Origin of the sequence: Halanaeroarchaeum sp. HSR-CO (assembly GCF_024972755.1) — an archaeon.
Taxonomy (GTDB): domain Archaea; phylum Halobacteriota; class Halobacteria; order Halobacteriales; family Halobacteriaceae; genus Halanaeroarchaeum.
In genome coordinates this window covers 960,959-978,106 of sequence record NZ_CP087724.1, presented here as the reverse complement: position 1 = coordinate 978,106, position 17,148 = coordinate 960,959, and the positions used below count along the sequence as shown (strand labels likewise).

At 65.2% G+C, this 17,148-nt stretch carries 16 protein-coding genes; 8 read left to right on the top strand and 8 right to left on the bottom strand.

The window, feature by feature from the left end:
* The first annotated feature begins 44 nt into the window (after nt 1-44).
* Genes HSRCO_RS05040 through HSRCO_RS05030 form a run of 3 tightly spaced genes read left to right on the top strand, consistent with a single transcriptional unit; the run spans nt 45 to nt 2,694 of the window.
* The gene (locus HSRCO_RS05040; protein ID WP_259519340.1) at nt 45-491 is read left to right on the top strand and encodes a DUF5788 family protein; all 447 of its coding nucleotides are present in this window, start codon (nt 45-47) and stop codon (nt 489-491) included.
* The gene (polX, locus tag HSRCO_RS05035; protein ID WP_259519339.1) at nt 488-2,236 is read left to right on the top strand and encodes a DNA polymerase/3'-5' exonuclease PolX; all 1,749 of its coding nucleotides are present in this window, start codon (nt 488-490) and stop codon (nt 2,234-2,236) included. Before HSRCO_RS05040 ends, polX begins: the two co-directional genes overlap by 4 nt.
* Nucleotides 2,236-2,694 carry a Mut7-C RNAse domain-containing protein gene (locus HSRCO_RS05030; RefSeq protein WP_259519338.1) on the top strand — a complete coding sequence of 153 codons (459 nt, stop codon included), beginning with the start codon at nt 2,236-2,238 and terminating at the stop codon, nt 2,692-2,694. The genes polX and HSRCO_RS05030 overlap by 1 nt, the downstream gene beginning before the upstream one ends.
* On the opposite strand, the gene HSRCO_RS05025 is transcribed toward HSRCO_RS05030, so the two are convergent.
* Nucleotides 2,689-3,585: a hypothetical protein gene (locus HSRCO_RS05025; RefSeq protein ID WP_259519336.1), complete on the bottom strand. Its 897-nt coding sequence runs from the start codon at nt 3,583-3,585 to the stop codon at nt 2,689-2,691. The genes HSRCO_RS05030 and HSRCO_RS05025 overlap by 6 nt on opposite strands.
* A gap of 111 nt (nt 3,586-3,696) precedes the next feature.
* On the opposite strand from HSRCO_RS05025, the gene HSRCO_RS05020 reads away from it, so the two are divergent.
* The gene (locus HSRCO_RS05020) at nt 3,697-3,993 is read left to right on the top strand and encodes a DUF5789 family protein (RefSeq protein WP_259519334.1); all 297 of its coding nucleotides are present in this window, start codon (nt 3,697-3,699) and stop codon (nt 3,991-3,993) included.
* Here the strand turns inward: HSRCO_RS05020 and HSRCO_RS05015 are convergent, their stop codons facing one another.
* From HSRCO_RS05015 to HSRCO_RS05000, 4 genes are all read right to left on the bottom strand, one after another.
* Nucleotides 3,994-4,887 carry a CPBP family intramembrane glutamic endopeptidase gene (locus HSRCO_RS05015; protein ID WP_259519332.1) on the bottom strand — a complete coding sequence of 298 codons (894 nt, stop codon included), beginning with the start codon at nt 4,885-4,887 and terminating at the stop codon, nt 3,994-3,996.
* The gene (locus tag HSRCO_RS05010) at nt 4,884-5,108 is read right to left on the bottom strand and encodes a hypothetical protein (RefSeq protein ID WP_259519330.1); all 225 of its coding nucleotides are present in this window, start codon (nt 5,106-5,108) and stop codon (nt 4,884-4,886) included. Before HSRCO_RS05010 ends, HSRCO_RS05015 begins: the two co-directional genes overlap by 4 nt.
* A gap of 44 nt (nt 5,109-5,152) precedes the next feature.
* Nucleotides 5,153-6,460 (bottom strand): DNA repair protein NreA, encoded by a 1,308-nt coding sequence (gene nreA, locus HSRCO_RS05005; protein ID WP_259519329.1) that lies wholly within the window; start codon nt 6,458-6,460, stop codon nt 5,153-5,155.
* Between the two features lie 92 nt (nt 6,461-6,552).
* Nucleotides 6,553-9,036: a DNA topoisomerase I gene (locus tag HSRCO_RS05000; protein ID WP_259519328.1), complete on the bottom strand. Its 2,484-nt coding sequence runs from the start codon at nt 9,034-9,036 to the stop codon at nt 6,553-6,555.
* 132 nt (nt 9,037-9,168) lie between these two features.
* Between HSRCO_RS05000 and HSRCO_RS04995 the strand changes: the two genes are divergently transcribed.
* Nucleotides 9,169-9,459, top strand: coding sequence for a hypothetical protein (locus HSRCO_RS04995; RefSeq protein ID WP_259519327.1), 291 nt, complete (start codon nt 9,169-9,171; stop codon nt 9,457-9,459).
* Between the two features lie 24 nt (nt 9,460-9,483).
* On the opposite strand, the gene HSRCO_RS04990 is transcribed toward HSRCO_RS04995, so the two are convergent.
* Together HSRCO_RS04990 and gatB are read right to left on the bottom strand one after the other, a co-directional pair.
* On the bottom strand, nt 9,484-9,693 hold the full coding sequence (locus tag HSRCO_RS04990; RefSeq protein ID WP_259519326.1) for a hypothetical protein: 210 nt from the start codon (nt 9,691-9,693) through the stop codon (nt 9,484-9,486).
* A gap of 113 nt (nt 9,694-9,806) precedes the next feature.
* Nucleotides 9,807-11,294 carry an Asp-tRNA(Asn)/Glu-tRNA(Gln) amidotransferase subunit GatB gene (gene gatB / locus HSRCO_RS04985; RefSeq protein WP_259519325.1) on the bottom strand — a complete coding sequence of 496 codons (1,488 nt, stop codon included), beginning with the start codon at nt 11,292-11,294 and terminating at the stop codon, nt 9,807-9,809.
* A 114-nt stretch (nt 11,295-11,408) separates the two neighbouring features.
* On the opposite strand from gatB, the gene HSRCO_RS04980 reads away from it, so the two are divergent.
* Genes HSRCO_RS04980 through HSRCO_RS04970 form a run of 3 tightly spaced genes read left to right on the top strand, consistent with a single transcriptional unit; the run spans nt 11,409 to nt 16,230 of the window.
* A complete protein-coding gene (locus tag HSRCO_RS04980; RefSeq protein ID WP_259519324.1) occupies nt 11,409-11,681 on the top strand; it encodes a bZIP transcription factor in 273 nt (90 codons plus the stop codon).
* 24 nt (nt 11,682-11,705) lie between these two features.
* Nucleotides 11,706-15,278, top strand: coding sequence for a chromosome segregation protein SMC (gene smc / locus HSRCO_RS04975; RefSeq protein WP_259519323.1), 3,573 nt, complete (start codon nt 11,706-11,708; stop codon nt 15,276-15,278).
* Nucleotides 15,271-16,230 carry a ScpA family protein gene (locus HSRCO_RS04970; protein WP_259519322.1) on the top strand — a complete coding sequence of 320 codons (960 nt, stop codon included), beginning with the start codon at nt 15,271-15,273 and terminating at the stop codon, nt 16,228-16,230. The genes smc and HSRCO_RS04970 overlap by 8 nt, the downstream gene beginning before the upstream one ends.
* Here HSRCO_RS04970 and mtnP read toward each other — a convergent pair.
* Complete coding sequence (gene mtnP, locus HSRCO_RS04965; protein ID WP_259519321.1) at nt 16,221-17,075, bottom strand: S-methyl-5'-thioadenosine phosphorylase; 855 nt, start codon at nt 17,073-17,075, stop codon at nt 16,221-16,223. The genes HSRCO_RS04970 and mtnP overlap by 10 nt on opposite strands.
* Between the last annotated feature and the right edge of the window lie 73 nt (nt 17,076-17,148).

Below are 17,148 nucleotides of genomic sequence, written 5' to 3'. Positions count from 1 at the left end.
CACCGACGGACAGGTATTTTGTGTCGCCACGCCAATATTCGGGCGTGAAGGAGTACGAGCGAAAGCAGCTGCTCGAGCGGATCGGTCGGGACGGGGCGACGGTCGGGGCCAGCGTCCCGGAGACCATCGACCTCCAGGGAGAGCCATTCGAGTTGCAGTCGTTCGTGTTCGAGACGAAACGGCAAGCGGAGGTTCCAGCCAACCACCGCGAACGGGTCGATTCCGTCAAGAAACGCCTCCGTGCAGAACGCCAGGAGCGCCGCAGGCAACTGGAACACGAGGACATCGATCGTGCGCGAGGTGAGGAACTCGTGGAGACCATCGTCGGCATCGACCGCGCCTTGAACGCACTCGAATCGCTCGGCGAGACCGATCTCACCCAGGCGTCAAAATCCGCCGAGACGGCAGACCAGAAGCGCTGGCTGGCATTCCTGAAGAAGGCACTCGGCCACGATAGCGACGACAGCGGACCGGGGGCCCGGGTGCGATGAGTCGGAACGGCGAGGTCGCGGCGTTGCTGGAGGAGTACGCAGCCCTCCTCGAGGCCCAGGACGTGGATTTCAAACCGCGTGCCTACCGCAAGGCCGCCCAGAACATCGAGGATCATCCCGAACCGATCGAGGCCCTGGCAGCCGAAGGACTGGACGCCGTTACCGCTATCGACGGGGTCGGCGATGGGATCGGTGAGAAGGTCATCGAGTACATCGAGACTGGCGAGATAGCGGAACTGGAAGAAGAACGCGACCGACTGCCCGTGGACATGGAAACGCTCACCCGGGTCGAGGGCGTCGGGCCGAAGACCGCCGCGGCACTGTACGAAGCACTGGGAATCACCACCCTCGACGAACTCGAAACGGCCGCACGGAACGGCGAGGTCCGCGAGGTATCGGGCTTCGGCGAGACGACGGAGGCAAACATCCTCGAACACGTCGAGTTCGCCCGCCAATCCCAGGAACGCCAGCTCCTCGGCGACGCCCGTCCGGTCGCCGACGACGTGCTCGCCCACCTCGAGGAGGTCGACGTGGTCGAACGCTGCGAGGTCGCCGGTTCGATCCGTCGGTGGCGCGAGACCATCGGCGACGTCGACGTCCTGGTGGGAAGCGATGCGGGCGAATCGGTCGCCGACGCGATGGCCGACTGGGACCGCGTCGATTCGGTCATCGAGACCGGTCCGACGAAGACGAGCGTCAGAATCGCCGACATGCGAGTCGATCTGCGCGTGGTCACGCCGACGGAGTTCGGCAGCGCCTTGCAGTACTTCACGGGGAGCAAAGACCACAACATCACCCTGCGCAACCACGCCATCGAGAAGGGGTTGAAGATCAACGAGTACGGTATCTTCGATGTCTCGGACGTGGCGGACCCGGACGCAGGACAGCGAGTGGGAGAGCTGCTCGCGAGCGAGACCGAGGAGGCGGTCTACGAGGCTGTAGACCTCCCCTGGATCGCCCCCGAGATGCGGGAGGATCGGGGCGAGATCGACGCCGCACTGGCGGGCGAGTTGCCGGACCTCATCGACCACGACGACGTCCGCGGTGACCTCCACACCCACACCGACTGGTCGGACGGCGAGTTCACCGTCGAGGAGATGCTGGAGGGCGCGGCCGAGTTCGGTCACGACTACCTCTGCATCTCCGATCACGCGGCAGGACCGGGCGTGTTCGGCGATTCCGGCCTCACCGACGAGGAGGTCGCTGACCAACTCGAGGTCGTCCACGAAGCGGGCGAATCGGTCGATATCGAGGTGTTCACCGGGATCGAGGCCAACATCGCGGCGGATGGGACCGTGGGAGACCTCGACGACGAGACCCTCGCGGAACTCGACCTCGTCATCGCCTCGCCACACAGCGGACTCACTGCCGAGGACGATCAGACCGAACGACTGATCGCCGCGATCGAACACCCCGCGGTAGACGTGCTCGGCCATCCGAGCGGCCGTCTCCTCAACCAGCGACCGGGGATCGAATTCGACCCGGCGAGGCTCGGGGCGGCGGCCGCTGAGCACGACGTCGCCCTCGAGATAAACAGCAATCCGCATCGACTCGACCTCTGGGGGAGTGCCGTCCAGACCGCCATCGACGCGGGAGCGACCATCGTCATCGATACCGACGCCCACAGCCCACAGGAGTTCGGAAACCTCCGGTACGGAATCCACACGGCTCGTCGTGGGTGGGCGAGCCCGCCAGACGTGCTCAACACCCGGGACGCCGATGGAGTTCGCGAGTTCCTCCACTGATGCCCACGCCCGAGGATACCCGTCTCTTGCTCGACGCGATGGTCGGGGGAATCCGGACTATCCTCCGGATGGTTGGCTACGATACGGCGTACGCGCTGGAACGGGGCGTCGAGGCGGACGACGCGGTCAAGACCCTCGCCGAATCCGAAGGACGAGTGCTGCTTACCCGAGACGTGACACTCGCGGACCGGACCGACGACGCCGTCCTCCTCCACTCGAAGGACGCCGACGACCAACTCGCCGAGCTCGCGGCGGCGGGGTTCGAGCTGACGCTTTCGGAACCTCGGCGCTGCGCTGCGTGCAACGGTGCGCTGACGGAACTGCCGGACGGAGCGGAGACGCCCGAGGACGCGCCGGATCCCGCGAACCGCCAGTGCTGGCGCTGTCGTGACTGTGGCCAGCTTTTCTGGAAAGGAAGCCACTGGGACGACGTCGCAGACCGGATAGAACGGCTATGAGCCGCTGTTCGTCTCCCACCATTCGCAGGCCTCCATGTCGTCCATCGACTCCTCGTAGAGGCCGCAGTAGGGCTGCATCGAACCGCCATCTCGCTCGTAATCGAAGTGTGTACAGTTCCCGCAGTATCGGTCTGGTTCGACGTCTGCGTGCCGTTTGCCTTTCACGACCTCGACGCCCTCGTCGGGCCGGGATTCGGGCCGTGACCGGTCTTTCGGCGAGGTGATGTCCGCGTTTGTAGCGGTGCCGCCGTCCGAGGCGGAGGTGCCCACGCTGGACCCCGAATCGAGGTAGAGTGGTTCGGGGTCCTCCACGCCACCGAAGACGCCGACCGCCCCGCCGATTGCGGATTTCGCGGCGTGGAAGTCCTCGCGGGCGGCCTCGACGGTCGATGCGGCCCCACCAGTCGTCACCGACAGCGAGACGGTCCCGCCTGGATCGTTCCGGGTCTTGAACGTCGCGACGGCCGTGAACAGCGCCCAGAAGGTGACGATGACGCCGACGGAGTACACGAGCACCGCCGCGAGGGTCACCGACGACGGAATCCCGGCACCGGCGTACCATCGGTCCGGGTACGCATAGCGGAAGAGCATCACGCCGAGGATGGCCATCCCCGACCCGAATACCGTCGCTGCGCGGTGGACCTTCGACGCCGGCAGGACGATGGTGATGCCCACGAAGACCGCCGGCAACCCCAGTGCGGCGAGCGTGGCGCCGATCTCACGGCTCCCCAGCACCGAGAAGCCGTTCTCTATCAACAGGCCCGTCGCGCCAGCGAGGATGCCCCCGACGACGAGCAGCGCCCCCGTCGCGAAGAGCCCCGTTCCCAGGACCACCTGTTTGCGACTGGCGGTCCCGGCCCGTCGTTCGTACGTGTCCCCGAGGCTCGGCATACGCAGGCGTACGTGAGGAAACACATTAACCCTGCGTCAGACGGACGGCATGCATCCGGGCCGACGCGGCGCATCGAAAGCTTGAATCACCGCCACGCGGAAGGCCCAGACATGGCCGACGATACCGACGAGGAGGGTCCTGCCGTCGAACTCGGCGAGGGTGAACCGGTCGAAGGCGCACCGCTCTCCCGTGTCTCAGCCCGGTTGACCTGGGCAATCCAGAAAAGCGAGATCGACCGCAAGCAGGGCGAGACCGTCGTCCGGACGCCCGAAGGCCCCCGAGAGCTCTCGGACATCCTCTCGGAGGTAGAGGAGACGTACTTCGACACCCGACGGGCCTTCGAAGACGCCGTCCGCGAGGTCATCGGAACGGGACCGGTCCCCACCGCCGAAACGACAGAAGAGTAACTAGAGCAGTACCGCGAGTTCTTCTGCGGGGAACTGCTGGAGCGTGACGTACACCAACAGCACCAGCGTCGAGTTGTAGGCGCCGTGGACCAGCATCGAGGCGACGATGTTCCCGGTGTACTCGTAGACGGCCCCGAAGACCAGACTCGGCAAGAATAGGATCGAGATGGCGATGAACCGACCACCGGCACCCCCGGTCAGGGAGAAGAAGTGCAGGACGGCGAACACCGCGGCGGTGATGGTGATGGCGACGGCCGGCGAGAACGCCTCACGGAGCCGACTCTGTACCGTTCCCCGGAAGAGAAGTTCCTCACCGGGAGCGATGACGAGAAAGGAGAGTGGAACGAGCCACAGGAGCAGTTCCGGCCGTTCTAGACCGGCCTCCGCAGCACGGTTGGTCGTCTCCGGGTCCACCTGGAGCGCCGTCAACGCGATACCACTCGCCACCACGAGGGCCATCGCCCCGAGATACCCGCCGACGATCCACTTGAGGTCCTGCCAGTTCGGGATCCGGAATCCGATGTACTGGATCGGGTCTCTCCCCCGATACCGGATGTAGAGGAGGGCGACGCCGACGAATCCGACGCCCCCGGCAAGAAACGACAGCCCGAACGACGCTACTGGAGAGAGCGACAGGGCGAACAGGGAGATGCCGAGAAACACCACGCCGCTGGCGGCGACCGCACCGGCGATCCCGCCGACGGCTACGAGCAGCGCGCCCAGCAAGGCGTACAGCGGACTCTCCTGTTTCTGGACCTCGATCGGCGGACGATCCGCTGGCGACGGCTCGCTGTCGACCGCCACGGACCGGTCACGCTCGGTGGAAGCGATGGCGTCCCGGTCCGCCCCATCCCAGTCGCGGTCACTCGTCTCGTCACGTGACTCGTCGCTCATTGGTCGTCCTCCAGTCGCTCCCTGAGCTCCGTGACCTCGGCTTCGAGTTCTTCGAGGCGGTCCTCGGAGACGGCCGATTCGCCCACTTTGTCCGTGAGCCGATAACCGAGGAACAACAGGATCGTCAATGGAATCCCGAACAGGAGGACGAAGATGAAGAGGATGATCAAGAGTTCGAGACCGCCAGGGATACCGACGACAGCGGGGACGGCGAAGACCATACTGAAAGTGCGGGACGAAAACCGATAATCCTTCTGGGCAGGAATCAGCCGAAGTCGCCGAGACCGGTCTGGAGGCCGGAGACCAGCGTCGATTTTCGCCGGAGGGTCCCCATCGAAATCGGCAGATGCGGGACGATCTGTTCGACGGCGTCGTGGAACGTCTCGGCGACCCCTGCCTCGCCGGCCAGGTCCGCCCGCTCGCCTCGCTGGGCCATCGGCGGCCCGTCGAAGGCGTTCCTGACGCTCTCGCGGACCTGCCAGACGCCGACCGGCGCCCAGTAATCGTCGGAGACCTCGCGGAGGACCAGGACCTTCGCCTGCCGGCCGATCCGGTCCAGATATTCGAGCACACCGAGTCTGGCGGCGTAGTACGCGCCGGCGGTCTCGTCGACGTACCCCGACCGGCCCTCGAACCCCTCGGACGCGCTGCCCAGGAAGACGTCGCCCGCCGGATCGGGATTCCAGATACTGCCCGGCGATTTCATCTCGACGAGTTCGTACTCCCACCGCCCGGGAGCGAGGACGACCCAGTATCGGTTGCCCAGGTACTCGTTCTCGAACACCTGGACCTGGTCCACGCTCGGGTTAGAACGGATGGACCCCCGAAGGAACGTGCCGACCGTGTCGTCGACGGCCGTGATGGACCACCGCGTCGGAACGAGTCGGCGATGCTGGCCCTGACCCAGCGCCCCGACAGAGAGGATGCGGTTGATCTCGTAGACGTCGAATCCCCGCCGATACAGGTAAGTCATCGCACCCTCCGCACGCCAGTCGTCGTCTTCCAAGGTCTTCTCCACGGCCCGGGGAACGTGGGGATTCTCCCGGAGGTCGGCGGACTCGGCGGTCGCGTTGGGACCCGACGGCGCATTGGCCTGCGGCGTCGCGTAGCGCTCCCTGTCGAAGGTCGGCGTCTCGGAGAGGCCGATTTCGACGTCGACCGGCCGATCTGCGATGGCGACCTCGCGCTGGACCCCGACGAAGCCGTCCCAGACGTCGTCGACTGCCACCTTCGCCGACCGACGCGAGTTCAACAGCCCGGTCCGGTACTGGAGGACGTTGTCGATGTCGAGTCCTCGGGCGTACCAGTCACCCGACGTGGCGAAATCCTTCGCACGGTCCTCCTGGCCGACGGGGGCCAGGATGCCGGCGTTGACGTTCGGGTAGGACGACCGACCGACGAAGACCGACGGGGCCGTGCTCCCGACCATCGAGTCGCCGGTGATGGCGGATTCGAAGGCCGACTCCAGCCCCTCGACGTAGTCGAGGATCTCGTAGGACTTCTCCTCCGCGAGTCGCCGCCGGTCGGCGGCCTCGTCCGGTTCGAGTTCCTCGATGTACTCGTCGAGACGCATCTGTAATCGCTACATCCGCTGTCGTAAAAGACCCTCCGGCACCGGCCCGGCGATGCCATCTGCGCCGGCCCAGGACCGACACGGCTCGCCGGTCAGTCGGCCTCCGCCTGCCATTCGCGAACGGTGTCGGCGGTCACGCCCTGCACCGATTCGGCCAGTTCGTCCGGATCGACGTCCGTGAGGTCGCCCACGTCGTCGACGCCCGCTTCGCGCAGTCGTTCCGCAGTCTTCGGACCGACGCCGTCGAGCGATTCGAGGTCGGCATCGTTCTGGGCGGCGCTGTACTCCTCGTAGTTACAGATGGGACAGCCCAGTTCCCACGGTTCGTCGCCGTCGTGGACGACGAGTTCGGGGAGGTCGTGCTCCTCGCAGTGGTCGTCGGTGATCTCGATCTCGCCGCGCCGCGGGAGCGGTAAGGAGTACTCGCAGTCGGGATACCGCGTACAGCCGACCAGCCGATTCCCGTTCCGAAGGCGTTTGATGGCCAGTTCGCCACCGTGGTCCGCACCACATTCGGGACAGTCTCCGATCACCCGGTCTTCCTCGTCGTCGGCCTCCTCGGCCTTGCACAGCGGACAGCCGTGGACGAAGGTGCTGCGTCCCGCGAGCATCTTGACGTGCCGGAGGTCGTGCTCCTCGCAAGTTTCGTCCATCACCAGTGGTTCGCCACTGTTCGGGAGCGGGAGGGTGAACCGACACTCGGGATAGCCATCACAGCCCACGAAGTACGATCCGCGTCGACTCCGCCGGACGAGGAGGTCCTCGCCACACTCCGGGCACGGACCGAGTGTCTTGTCCGCCTTGAGCGACTCCTGGAGGTGCTCGCCGATGTCCTCGCGGGACTCGCCCAGTTCCGCGAAGATGCGGTCGAGGGCTTCCCGGGAGTCGTCGGTGACCTCCTCCAAGGTCTTCTCTCCGTTCGCGATGGCCGTCATCTCCGCTTCGAGTTCGCTGGTCATCTCCTCGCTGACCACCAGATCGGCGAACTCCTCGGCGGCCTCGACGACCGCTCTCGCGAGGCGGGTCGGCCGTGGTGGGTCCTCCTCGATGTACCCGCGGTCGTAGAGTTTCTCGATGACGTTGTGGCGGGTACTCTTCGTCCCGATACCCAGATCCTCCATCTTCTCGATGAGGCGGGACTGCCCGTACCGGCGTGGCGGCTGGGTCTCCTTGTCTTCGAGGCGTACGTCCTCGATGGACAGCGTCTCGCCCTCCTCGACGTCGGGGACGTAGTTCTCGCTCGTGTTGAAGTAGGGATAAACCGCGTGATACCCCGGTTCGCGGAGGCGCTTGCCGTTGGCCTTCAGGCGCAGACCCGCCGTCTCGGCCACGACGCGCAGGTGCTCCCACACGGCGGGTTCGGCGAGCGTGGCGAAAAAGCGCCGGACGACGAGTTCGTAGACCCGCCACTCGTCTCCGGAGAGGTCGCCCTTGTCTGGGAGGTCCGGGGTGGGATGGATCGGCGGGTGGTCGGTCGTCTCGTTGTCCCCTCGGGTCGGGGAGAGCGACTCCGATTGCAACAGCGAGGTGGCGTCCTCACCGAATTCACCCGTTCCGGCGAACGTCTCGAGGAGTTCTTCGGGGTCGAGGTCGTCCGGATACACCGTGTTGTCGGTCCGGGGGTAGGTGATGTACCCCGCCGTGTAGAGGTCCTCGGCGATGCTCATCGCCCGACCGGCGGCGAACCCGAGCGACCCGGCGGCACGGATGAACTGCGTGGTGTTGAACGGGGCCGGCGGATCGTCGCGCCGGGTCCGTCGCGAGACGGACTCGACGATGGCCGCCCGTTCGCCCTCGAGGATCGCCGTCGCCTCGCTCGCGTCTGCCTCGTTCCAGATGCGTTCGGCTTCGGTGCCGTCGTCGTCGCGATAGAAGTATTGCGCCTCGAAGGCATCGCCGTTTTTCGCCAGGTCGGCGAACAGCTCCCAGTAGTCCTCGGGTTCGAAGGCGTCGATCTCGCGTTCCTTCTCGACGATGAGCCTGAGCGTCGGCGTCTGGACCCGACCCACGCTGATGAAGTCGTTGCCCATCTGGCGGGCCGACAGCGAGAGAAAGCGGGTAAGCGCCGCGCCCCAAATCAGGTCGATGATCTGTCGGGCCTCGCCGGCCTCCGCGAGGTCGAAATCCAGTTCGTCGGGATTTGCGAAGGCATTCTTCACCTCGTTCTCGGTGATCGAGGAGAAGCGGACGCGCCGGACCGGAACGTCCTCGTTCTCCTCGCGGACGAGTTCGTATGCTTCCTTCCCGATGAGTTCGCCTTCGCGGTCGTAGTCGGTCGCGATGACGACGTCGTCGGCCCGTCTGGCCAGGCGCTTGAGTGCCCTGACGATGTCGTCCTGGGTCGGTCGTTTCTGGACCGACGCGTGGACCAGTTCGGCCGGTTCGACGTCCCGCCAGTCGGCGTACTCCTCGGGGAAGTCCACCCCGACGACGTGGCCGGACAGGCCGATGACCCGGTGTGTTCCCCAGCGATACACGTCGACGCCGCCGACGCGCTCCGTCGTCGCGGACCCGTCGCTCAGGATCTCCGCGATACGACGTGCCGCGTTGTTCTTCTCGGTTACGATGAGTTCCACGTATCACACCCCGGCGCCGGGCCGGTTACTGCTCGCCTGTAGGCCGAACCGACTTGTAAGGATTTCGTCGTTCGGCGCTACGAGACGGACTGACACACTGGCTTTTATTCCACGCCCGGTCGAACGCCGATCATGGACGATCTGCCCTCCATTCGTCCGCCACATTCGGTCGCATCGTACATCGAAGACGGGGCGAGAATCGCCGCCATCCTCCTCGTCTGGGGCGTCTTCGCCGCGTTCTTCGCGGTCGGCGTCGGGAACATCGGTCCCCAGGGCCGGGGACTCGTCGGCTCACTCGGTGCGCAACTCGGCGCCCTGTTCGCCGTGGTCGGGTTCCTGAATGCCGTCCTCTACGTGCTCTATCGGACCGTCGATTACTGGCACGGCCATCGCTCGTCGGTCGAGAAGTCGGCTGTCGAATAACGTTTCGAAGAACTCTCGGCGGGGTCAGACCGCTTCTTCGCCGAGGTCGCTCACCGCTCGTGCGTTGCAGTAGAGGTACGCCGCGGTCTTCTGATTGTCTACGGCGGCCTGAAGGGGTCGCATCACCACGCCGTCACCGTACGGTTCGATGACGGAATCGGTGTCGTCTTCGGGCGGGTCGCTGGGCGCGTCGTCCCAGTCCGACGGGAGGTTGGTATGCCATTTCGTGGCCATCGGTCGACCGTTCGTAGGAAACCGCCGTATATGAGGGTATCGGCCGTACAGATTCGGGCGTTCGACCCGCGTCGATCTCTCGTCCATCGCGTCGCGTAACAACTCGTTGCCCGTCACTCGTCCATCGCGTCGCGTAACAACTCGTTGACCTCGCCCGGGTCGGCACTCCCACCCGTCTTCTGCATGACCTGCCCCACCAGGAAGTTGATCGCTCCGCCCTCGCCGGCGTGGTAATCCTCGACGGCGTCCGGGTTCTCCTCGATGGCCGTCGCGACGGCCTGGGCCACCTCGTCGCCGCTCGTCTTGCCCAGCCCCGCCGCCTCGACGACGTCGTCCGGAGAATCGCCCTCGTCGAGCATCGTCCGGAGGACGACCTCACGGGCGTTCTTTTCGGTTATCTCCTCGTCGGCCACCATCTCGACCAGACGGGCGAACTCCTCGAGGCGATCCGCGACGTCGGTGATGGACATGTCGCGGTAGTTGAGTTCACCGAGGAGGTCGTCGGCGACCCACGTCGCCGCCAGTTCCGCGTCGAACCGCTCGGCGACGTCCTCGAAGAAGTCGGCGACCTGCTTGGTGGACGTTAGCTTGTCCGCAGCCTCCTCGTCCAGACCATAATCGGACTGGAACCGGTCCCTGCGGGCATCGGGAAGTTCGGGAATCGGAATGGAGTCCGTCCAGTCCGAAACCTCCAGCGGCGGCAGGTCGGCCTCGCGGAAGTACCGGTAATCCTTTTCGGCCTCCTTCGATCGCATCGACACCGTGATGCCACGGGATTCGTCCCAGTGGCGGGTCTCCTGTTCGACCTCGCGCCCCCGCTGGATAGCGTTGCGCTGGCGGGTGACCTCGTAGGCCAGAGCTTTCTCGGCGCCCTTGTGGCTCGAGATGTTCTTCACCTCGGTACGGTTGGCCGCGGCGAGGACGTCGTCAGCGATGGAGCCGTCGGTATCGACCTCGCCCGCGTCGACCATCGAGATGTTCGCGTCGATGCGGAGACTACCGTCGCGCTGGCTGTCGTAGATCGCCAGATACTCGAGCACTTCCTCGAGTTTGGCGAGGAACGCCCGGGCCTCGCCGGGACCGCGGAAGTCCGGTCGTGTCACGATCTCCATCAGCGGGACGCCGGCCCGGTTGTAGTCTACGGTGACGTAATCGGCAGTGTCGATGCTCCCGCCGACGTGTTGAAGACTCCCAGGGTCCTCCTCCAGATGCGCACGTTCGATGCCAATGGCTCGCTTCTCGCCCTCGTGGCTGATCTCGAGCGATCCGTCCTGGCAGATAGGAGCGTCGTACTGGGTGATCTGGAAGCCCTTCGGGAGGTCCGGATAGAAGTAGTTCTTCCGGTGGAACCGGGTTCGTTCGGGGACCTCAGCGTCGATGGCCTTCCCGAGTTTGACGGCGGATTCGACGGCGGCCTCGTTGAGCACCGGGAGCGCCCCCGGCAACCCGAGGCAGACCGGGCACGTGTGCGTATTCGGCTCGGCGCCGGCGGTGTCCGTCGAACACCCACAGAAGATCTTGGTGTCCGTCTCCAGTTGCACGTGGACCTCGAGGCCGATGACGACCGCGAGGTCCTCCTGCGTGGCGGCCTGCGCACTCATTGCACACGGGTTCGGCACGGGCACGCTTAGGAGTAACGAAGGGGCTGGCTGGCGGCGACTGTCTGACGCTCGGCTGACGTTCCCTTTATAGTGCTCGCGGCGACTGGTAGGACCATGAGCGACGAACGGGAGCGACACGAGCTCGAGGGGCGCATCCGCGAACTCGAGGCGACCGTCGAGACGCTGACCTCGGAACTGGTCGACACGACCGAGCGAGTCCGAGAACTGGAAGCGGCGATGGACGCGGAGACTGCCGAGGAGCAGTCCGTCGAGGAAGGGGCGAGCGGGTGGGTTCCTGCGTCCGAGGAGGTCGAGGGCAACGGCTCGGCCAGTTCCTCGGACGAGGACGGTTCGTCTCGAGACAGTGACGAGATCATCGTCGCCTGACCGGGACCACCGCGCCCTCTCCCAATGTACATAGACGAGATCGTCCTCGACAACTTCAAGAGCTTTGGACGGACCACCAAGATCCCGTTTTACGAAGACTTCACCACGATCAGTGGACCGAACGGGTCCGGGAAGTCCAACATCATCGACGCCATCCTGTTCGCCCTTGGCCTCGCCCGCACCAGGGGAATGCGCGCGGAGAAGCTCACGGACCTGATCTACAACCCGAGTCACGAGGAGGGCGAGGTCACCGGTCCGAAGGAGGCCAACGTCGAGGTCATCCTCAACAACGAGGATCGGACGCTCTCCCGGACGCAGGTCGTCAACGCGGCCGGCACGGACGACGTGGGTGACGTCGACCGCATCCGGGTGAAACGTCGGGTCAAACGCACCGAGGACAACTACTACTCTTATTACTACCTCAACGGACGGTCGGTCAACCTCTCGGACATCACCGAGTTGCTCGCGCAGGCGGGCGTCGCACCCGAGGGCTACAACGTCGTGATGCAGGGCGACGTGACGGGTATCATCCAGATGACACCCCACGAACGGCGCGAGATCATCGACGAGATCGCCGGCGTGGCCGAGTTCGACCAGAAGAAGGCCGACGCCTTCGAAGAGCTGGACGTCGTTCGCGAGCGGATCGACGAAGCCGAACTACGCATCGAGGAGAAACACGAACGGCTCGATCAGCTCGAGGACGAACGCGAGACCGCCCTCGAATACCAGGGCCTCCGCGACGAGAAACGCGAATACGAGGGGTTCCAGAAGGCAGCTGAGCTCGAGGAGCGACAGGAGGACCTGACGGCCACAGAGGCCGACATCGAGGAACGGTCGGCGGAACTCGAGGAGCTGAAAGCCGAACTCGACGAGCGACGGGGCGAGGTCCTGCGACTCGAGGAGGACCTGGAGGACCTCAACGCCGAGATCGAACGGAAAGGCGAGGACGAACAACTCGCGATAAAGCGCGAGATAGAGGAGGTGAAAGGCGAGATCTCCCGACTGGAGGACCAGATCGACGGTGCCGAAGAGCGCATCGAGGAGGCCGAACAGACCCGTCGGCAGGCCTTCGTCCAGATCGACCGCAAGCAAGAGAAGATCGAAGACCTCGAGGCGGAGATCCGCGAGAAGAAAGTCGAGAAGTCCTCGCTCGCGACCGAAAAACAGGAGAAGCAGACCGACCTCGAAGCAGTCCAGCGCGAGATCGACGACATCGACACGGAGTACGACGAACTGAAAGACGCCCTCGAGGAGGAGAAGGAGGCACTCGAGGCGGCCAAGAGCGCCCGGAACGACCTCCAGCGCGAGAAGGACCGGCTCATCGACGAAGCCCGACGGCGGTCGAACGACATCGAGCAGGCGAGGTCGAACGTCGAGGACGCCGAGGAGACCATCAGCGAACTCGATTCACGCATCGAGGACCTGCGCACGGAACTGGAGAAGGCACAGGAGAACGAGAGCCAGATCGCGGCGGTCGTCGAGGACCTGAAACGGGAGAAGACCGAGCGACAGGACGACCTCGACGACGTCGAAGACGACCTTGGCGCGGCCCGCGAGGAGTACGCCCGGATCGAGGCACGGGCCGACGAGAACGGCGACAGTTCCTATGGCAGAGCCGTCACGACGGTCCTGAACGCGGGCTTCGACGGCGTCCACGGGACCGTCGGCCAACTCGGCGGCGTGGAAGAACGCTACGCGACAGCCTGCGAGACGGCCGCCGGGGGCCGCATGGCGAACGTCGTGGTCGACGACGACGGCGTCGGCCAGCAGTGCATCGACTACCTCAAATCGCGCAATGCAGGCCGGGCGACGTTCCTGCCGTTGACCGAGATGTACGAGCGCTCGCTCCCGAGCGCGCCGAACGAACCGGGCGTCGTCGACTACGCCTACAACCTCGTCGACTTCGACGAGCAGTACGTCGCCGTCTTCTCGTACGTGCTCGGCGACACCCTGGTCGTCGAGGACCTGGACACCGCCCGCTCGCTGATGGGCGACCGGCGACTCGTCACACTCGATGGCGACCTCATCGAGAAAAGCGGTGCGATGACCGGCGGGAGCCGATCTGGCTCGCGATACTCCTTCTCGAAGACCGGGAAGGGGCAACTCGAACGGGTCGCCGAACGCATCCAGCGTCTCGAGGACAAACGGGCGGACATCCGCGAGGACGTTCGCGCCATCGAGGGTCGCCTGGAAGACGCCCGCGAGAAGCGTGCCGCCGCGGCCGACCAGGTCCGGGATCTCGAGTCGGATATCGAACGCATCCAGGGCGAACGCGAGGACGCCGAGGACCGCATCGAGGCCATGGAGTCCCGTATCGAACGGCTCGAAACCGAACGAGAGGACGTCGACGAGCAGATGCAGGACCTCGACGCGGACATCGCCGAGAAGAGCGACGAGATCGAATCCATCCAGGCCGAGATCGAGGAGATAGAGGCCGAACTGGCCGACTCGCGGGTGCCCGAACTCGCGGCGAAACGCGAGGAGATCCAGGCGGCGATCGACGACATCGAATCCCGGATGGACGACATCGACGGCGACCTCAACAGCCTCAACCTCGAAAAGCAGTACGCCGAGGAGGCCGTCGACGAACTGCACGACGACGTCGAGGCCGCTCAGAACAAGAAGGCGGCCCAGCAGGAGCGTATCGAAGAACTGGAAGCCGAGATCGAGGAGAACGAGGGACTCCTCGAGGAGAAGCGCGAGGCGGTCGCGGAACTCGAAGAAGAACTGGCTGAGCTCAAAGACGACCGCGAGGGGCTGAAATCCGAGCTCAAGGAGGCCAAGGGTCACCGCGACGAGAAACAACAGGAGGTCGAGCGGGTCTCCAACCGCCTGGAGAGCCTGAAACGGGCCAGAGACCGTCTCGAGGAGGAGATCGAGGAGCTCTCAGAGACGGTCGAGGAGTACGACCCCGAGGAGATCCCCGACCTCGAGGAGGTCGAACGGAACATCCGACGCCTCGAGACCCAGATGGCCGAACTCGAGCCGGTGAACATGAAGGCCATCGAGGATTACGACCGCGTCCAGTCGAAACTCGAGGATCTCGAGGGCCGCAAAGACGAACTCGTGGCGGAACGGGACGCCATCCAGGAGCGCATCGAGAAGTACGACCGGCTGAAAAAGGAGACGTTCATGGAGGCCTACGAGGCCATCAACGAGCAGTTCGAGGACATCTTCCAGCGCCTCTCCGACGGGACCGGCGAACTCGTCCTCGAGAATCCGGCCGACCCATTCGATGGAGGCCTCACCATGCGTGCCCAGCCGGGTGATAAACCCATCCAGCGCCTGGACGCGATGTCCGGCGGCGAGAAGTCCCTCACCGCCCTCGCCTTTATCTTCGCCATCCAGCGGTTCAATCCGGCACCGTTCTACGCCCTCGACGAGGTCGACGCGTTCCTCGACGCCGCGAACGCGGAACGAGTCGGCGAGATGGTCGACGAACTCGCCACGGAGGCCCAGTTCGTCGTCGTCTCCCACCGCTCGGCGATGCTCGAGCGCTCCGAGCGGGCCATCGGCGTGACCATGCAAGACGAGAACGTCAGCGCCGTCACTGGTATCGATCTGGCCGCCCAGCGGGAGCTGATCGCCGATGACTGACGGCGTCGACGTGGCCAGACCCCCGGATCCCGATCCCACGAACGAGGACGACGGCGACGTCGAACCCGTCGAACTACTGGTGCAACTGGCGAAACAGGGGGACATCGATCCCTGGGACGTCGACATCGTCACGGTGACCGACGAGTTCCTCGCGGCCCTGGACGACGGGGACCTCCGGACGTCTGGACGAGCTCTGTTCTACGCGAGCGTCCTCCTCCGGATGAAAAGCGACGTGATGCTGTCGGACGACGACGAGGAAGCTGAAACGGACGACGAGATGGAGCCGGCCCCGCCCTGGGAAGAGGGCTGGGACGACGACGCCTTCGACGGGCCCGCCGGTGACCCCATCGCGGCACTCGAGAACGAGATGGAGCGGCGACTCGACCGCAAGACTGCGCGCGGCACCCCGATGACCCTGGACGAACTCGTCAGGGACCTTCGGAAGGCCGAGCGGGGGACCTGGTGGAAGGAGTCACGCTCCTACGACACGAGCGAGTCCCCGAGTGGGTTCAGTCGCGGGGTCCAGACCCTCGATTACCGCTCGGGTGACGACATGCGGATGGAGGGCGAACCGGATACGGACGACGTCACCGGAACGACCCACCAGGAGGACATCGACGCCCTCATCGAAGCCGTCTGGTCGCAACTGGAGCTGGCCTATCAGAAGGGGCGAACGGAGGTCCTCTTCGAGGAGATCGCCGACGCCGCGGGGACGCGTATCGAGTCGTTTCTCGCCCTGTTGTTCCTCTCCCACCGGGGCGACGTCTACCTCCAGCAGGACGACCTCTTCGGCGACCTCTGGATCATCGACCCGGAGGCGGACCCGGACGTGGCGTTCGGCGACGGGACCGCCGCCGAGGACGACGGCCAGAAGGCGATGACGAACGGAGACGGAGCGGACGACGAGACCGACGAGGCGGACGGGAACGAATCCGGCCAGCCTCAGAGGTAGTCGTCGACGAAAAGCGAGACCCGGTCCAGGGTCTCCTCGGGGACGGCAGCTTTCGGCGTGTTGATCGATCCCTCGAGTGCCGTCTCACACCCGCACTCACGTCCCTCTGGCATGCTTCGGATCGCGGCTTCGACGGTTCGCTTGATCAGATCCTCGTTGTGAGCAGCGTTCTCCAGCACCTCCTCGAGGGTAACCTCGCTGTCCTCGTTCCAGACGTCGTAATCGGTGATGCCGGTGACGGTCGCATAGCAGAGTTCGGCTTCGCGGGCGAGTTTGGCCTCCGGGACGGCGGTCATCCCGATGACGTCCCACCCCTGATCGCGGTAGAACTCGCTCTCCGCGCGCGTGGAGAAATGTGGTCCCTCGATACAGACGTACGTGCCACCCTCCTCGACGTGGGCATCCGTGGCCTCCCGGGCTGCATCGGCGAGGATTCCGGAGAGGTGCGGACAGAATGGGTCCGGCTGTGACTGATGAACCACGATGCCATCGCCGAAGAACGTCTGCTCGCGGTGCCGGGTCCGGTCGAAGGTCTGGTCCGGGACGACGAGACTCCGCGGGGGGAGGTCCTCACGGAGGCTGCCGACCGCGTTGCTGGCGAGAACCCGCTCGACACCGAGGTGCTTGAGCGCGTAGATATTCGCCCGGTAGGGAACGTCGGTGGGGGAGTACTGGTGGTCCTTCCCGTGACGCGGGATGAACGCGACGTCGGTGCCGGTATCCTCGAACTCGCCGATGGTCACCGGCGCACTCGGCGACCCGTAGGGCGTTTCGACGGTCTCTTCGCGGACGTTCTGGAGGGGCAGGGCGTCGTAGATGCCGCTGCCACCGATGAACCCGAGCATACCGCTAGTTGTCGGGACGGGCGGGAAAATGATTCCGTTCGGGTGCCTGTGTCGGTACGGATGGGCCAGATAC

Bases quoted from the DNA above. Each gene is read 5' to 3' on its own strand.
- polX (WP_259519339.1), top strand. From the start codon at position 488: ATGAGTCGGAACGGCGAGGTCGCGGCGTTGCTGGAGGAGTACGCAGCC.
- HSRCO_RS05030 (WP_259519338.1), top strand. From the start codon at position 2,236: ATGCCCACGCCCGAGGATACCCGTCTCTTGCTCGACGCGATGGTCGGG.
- HSRCO_RS05025 (WP_259519336.1), bottom strand. From the start codon at position 3,585: ATGCCGAGCCTCGGGGACACGTACGAACGACGGGCCGGGACCGCCAGT.
- HSRCO_RS05020 (WP_259519334.1), top strand. From the start codon at position 3,697: ATGGCCGACGATACCGACGAGGAGGGTCCTGCCGTCGAACTCGGCGAG.
- HSRCO_RS05015 (WP_259519332.1), bottom strand. From the start codon at position 4,887: ATGAGCGACGAGTCACGTGACGAGACGAGTGACCGCGACTGGGATGGG.
- HSRCO_RS05010 (WP_259519330.1), bottom strand. From the start codon at position 5,108: ATGGTCTTCGCCGTCCCCGCTGTCGTCGGTATCCCTGGCGGTCTCGAA.
- nreA (WP_259519329.1), bottom strand. From the start codon at position 6,460: ATGCGTCTCGACGAGTACATCGAGGAACTCGAACCGGACGAGGCCGCC.
- HSRCO_RS04995 (WP_259519327.1), top strand. From the start codon at position 9,169: ATGGACGATCTGCCCTCCATTCGTCCGCCACATTCGGTCGCATCGTAC.
- HSRCO_RS04990 (WP_259519326.1), bottom strand. From the start codon at position 9,693: ATGGCCACGAAATGGCATACCAACCTCCCGTCGGACTGGGACGACGCG.
- gatB (WP_259519325.1), bottom strand. From the start codon at position 11,294: ATGAGTGCGCAGGCCGCCACGCAGGAGGACCTCGCGGTCGTCATCGGC.
- HSRCO_RS04980 (WP_259519324.1), top strand. From the start codon at position 11,409: ATGAGCGACGAACGGGAGCGACACGAGCTCGAGGGGCGCATCCGCGAA.
- smc (WP_259519323.1), top strand. From the start codon at position 11,706: ATGTACATAGACGAGATCGTCCTCGACAACTTCAAGAGCTTTGGACGG.
- HSRCO_RS04970 (WP_259519322.1), top strand. From the start codon at position 15,271: ATGACTGACGGCGTCGACGTGGCCAGACCCCCGGATCCCGATCCCACG.
- mtnP (WP_259519321.1), bottom strand. From the start codon at position 17,075: ATGCTCGGGTTCATCGGTGGCAGCGGCATCTACGACGCCCTGCCCCTC.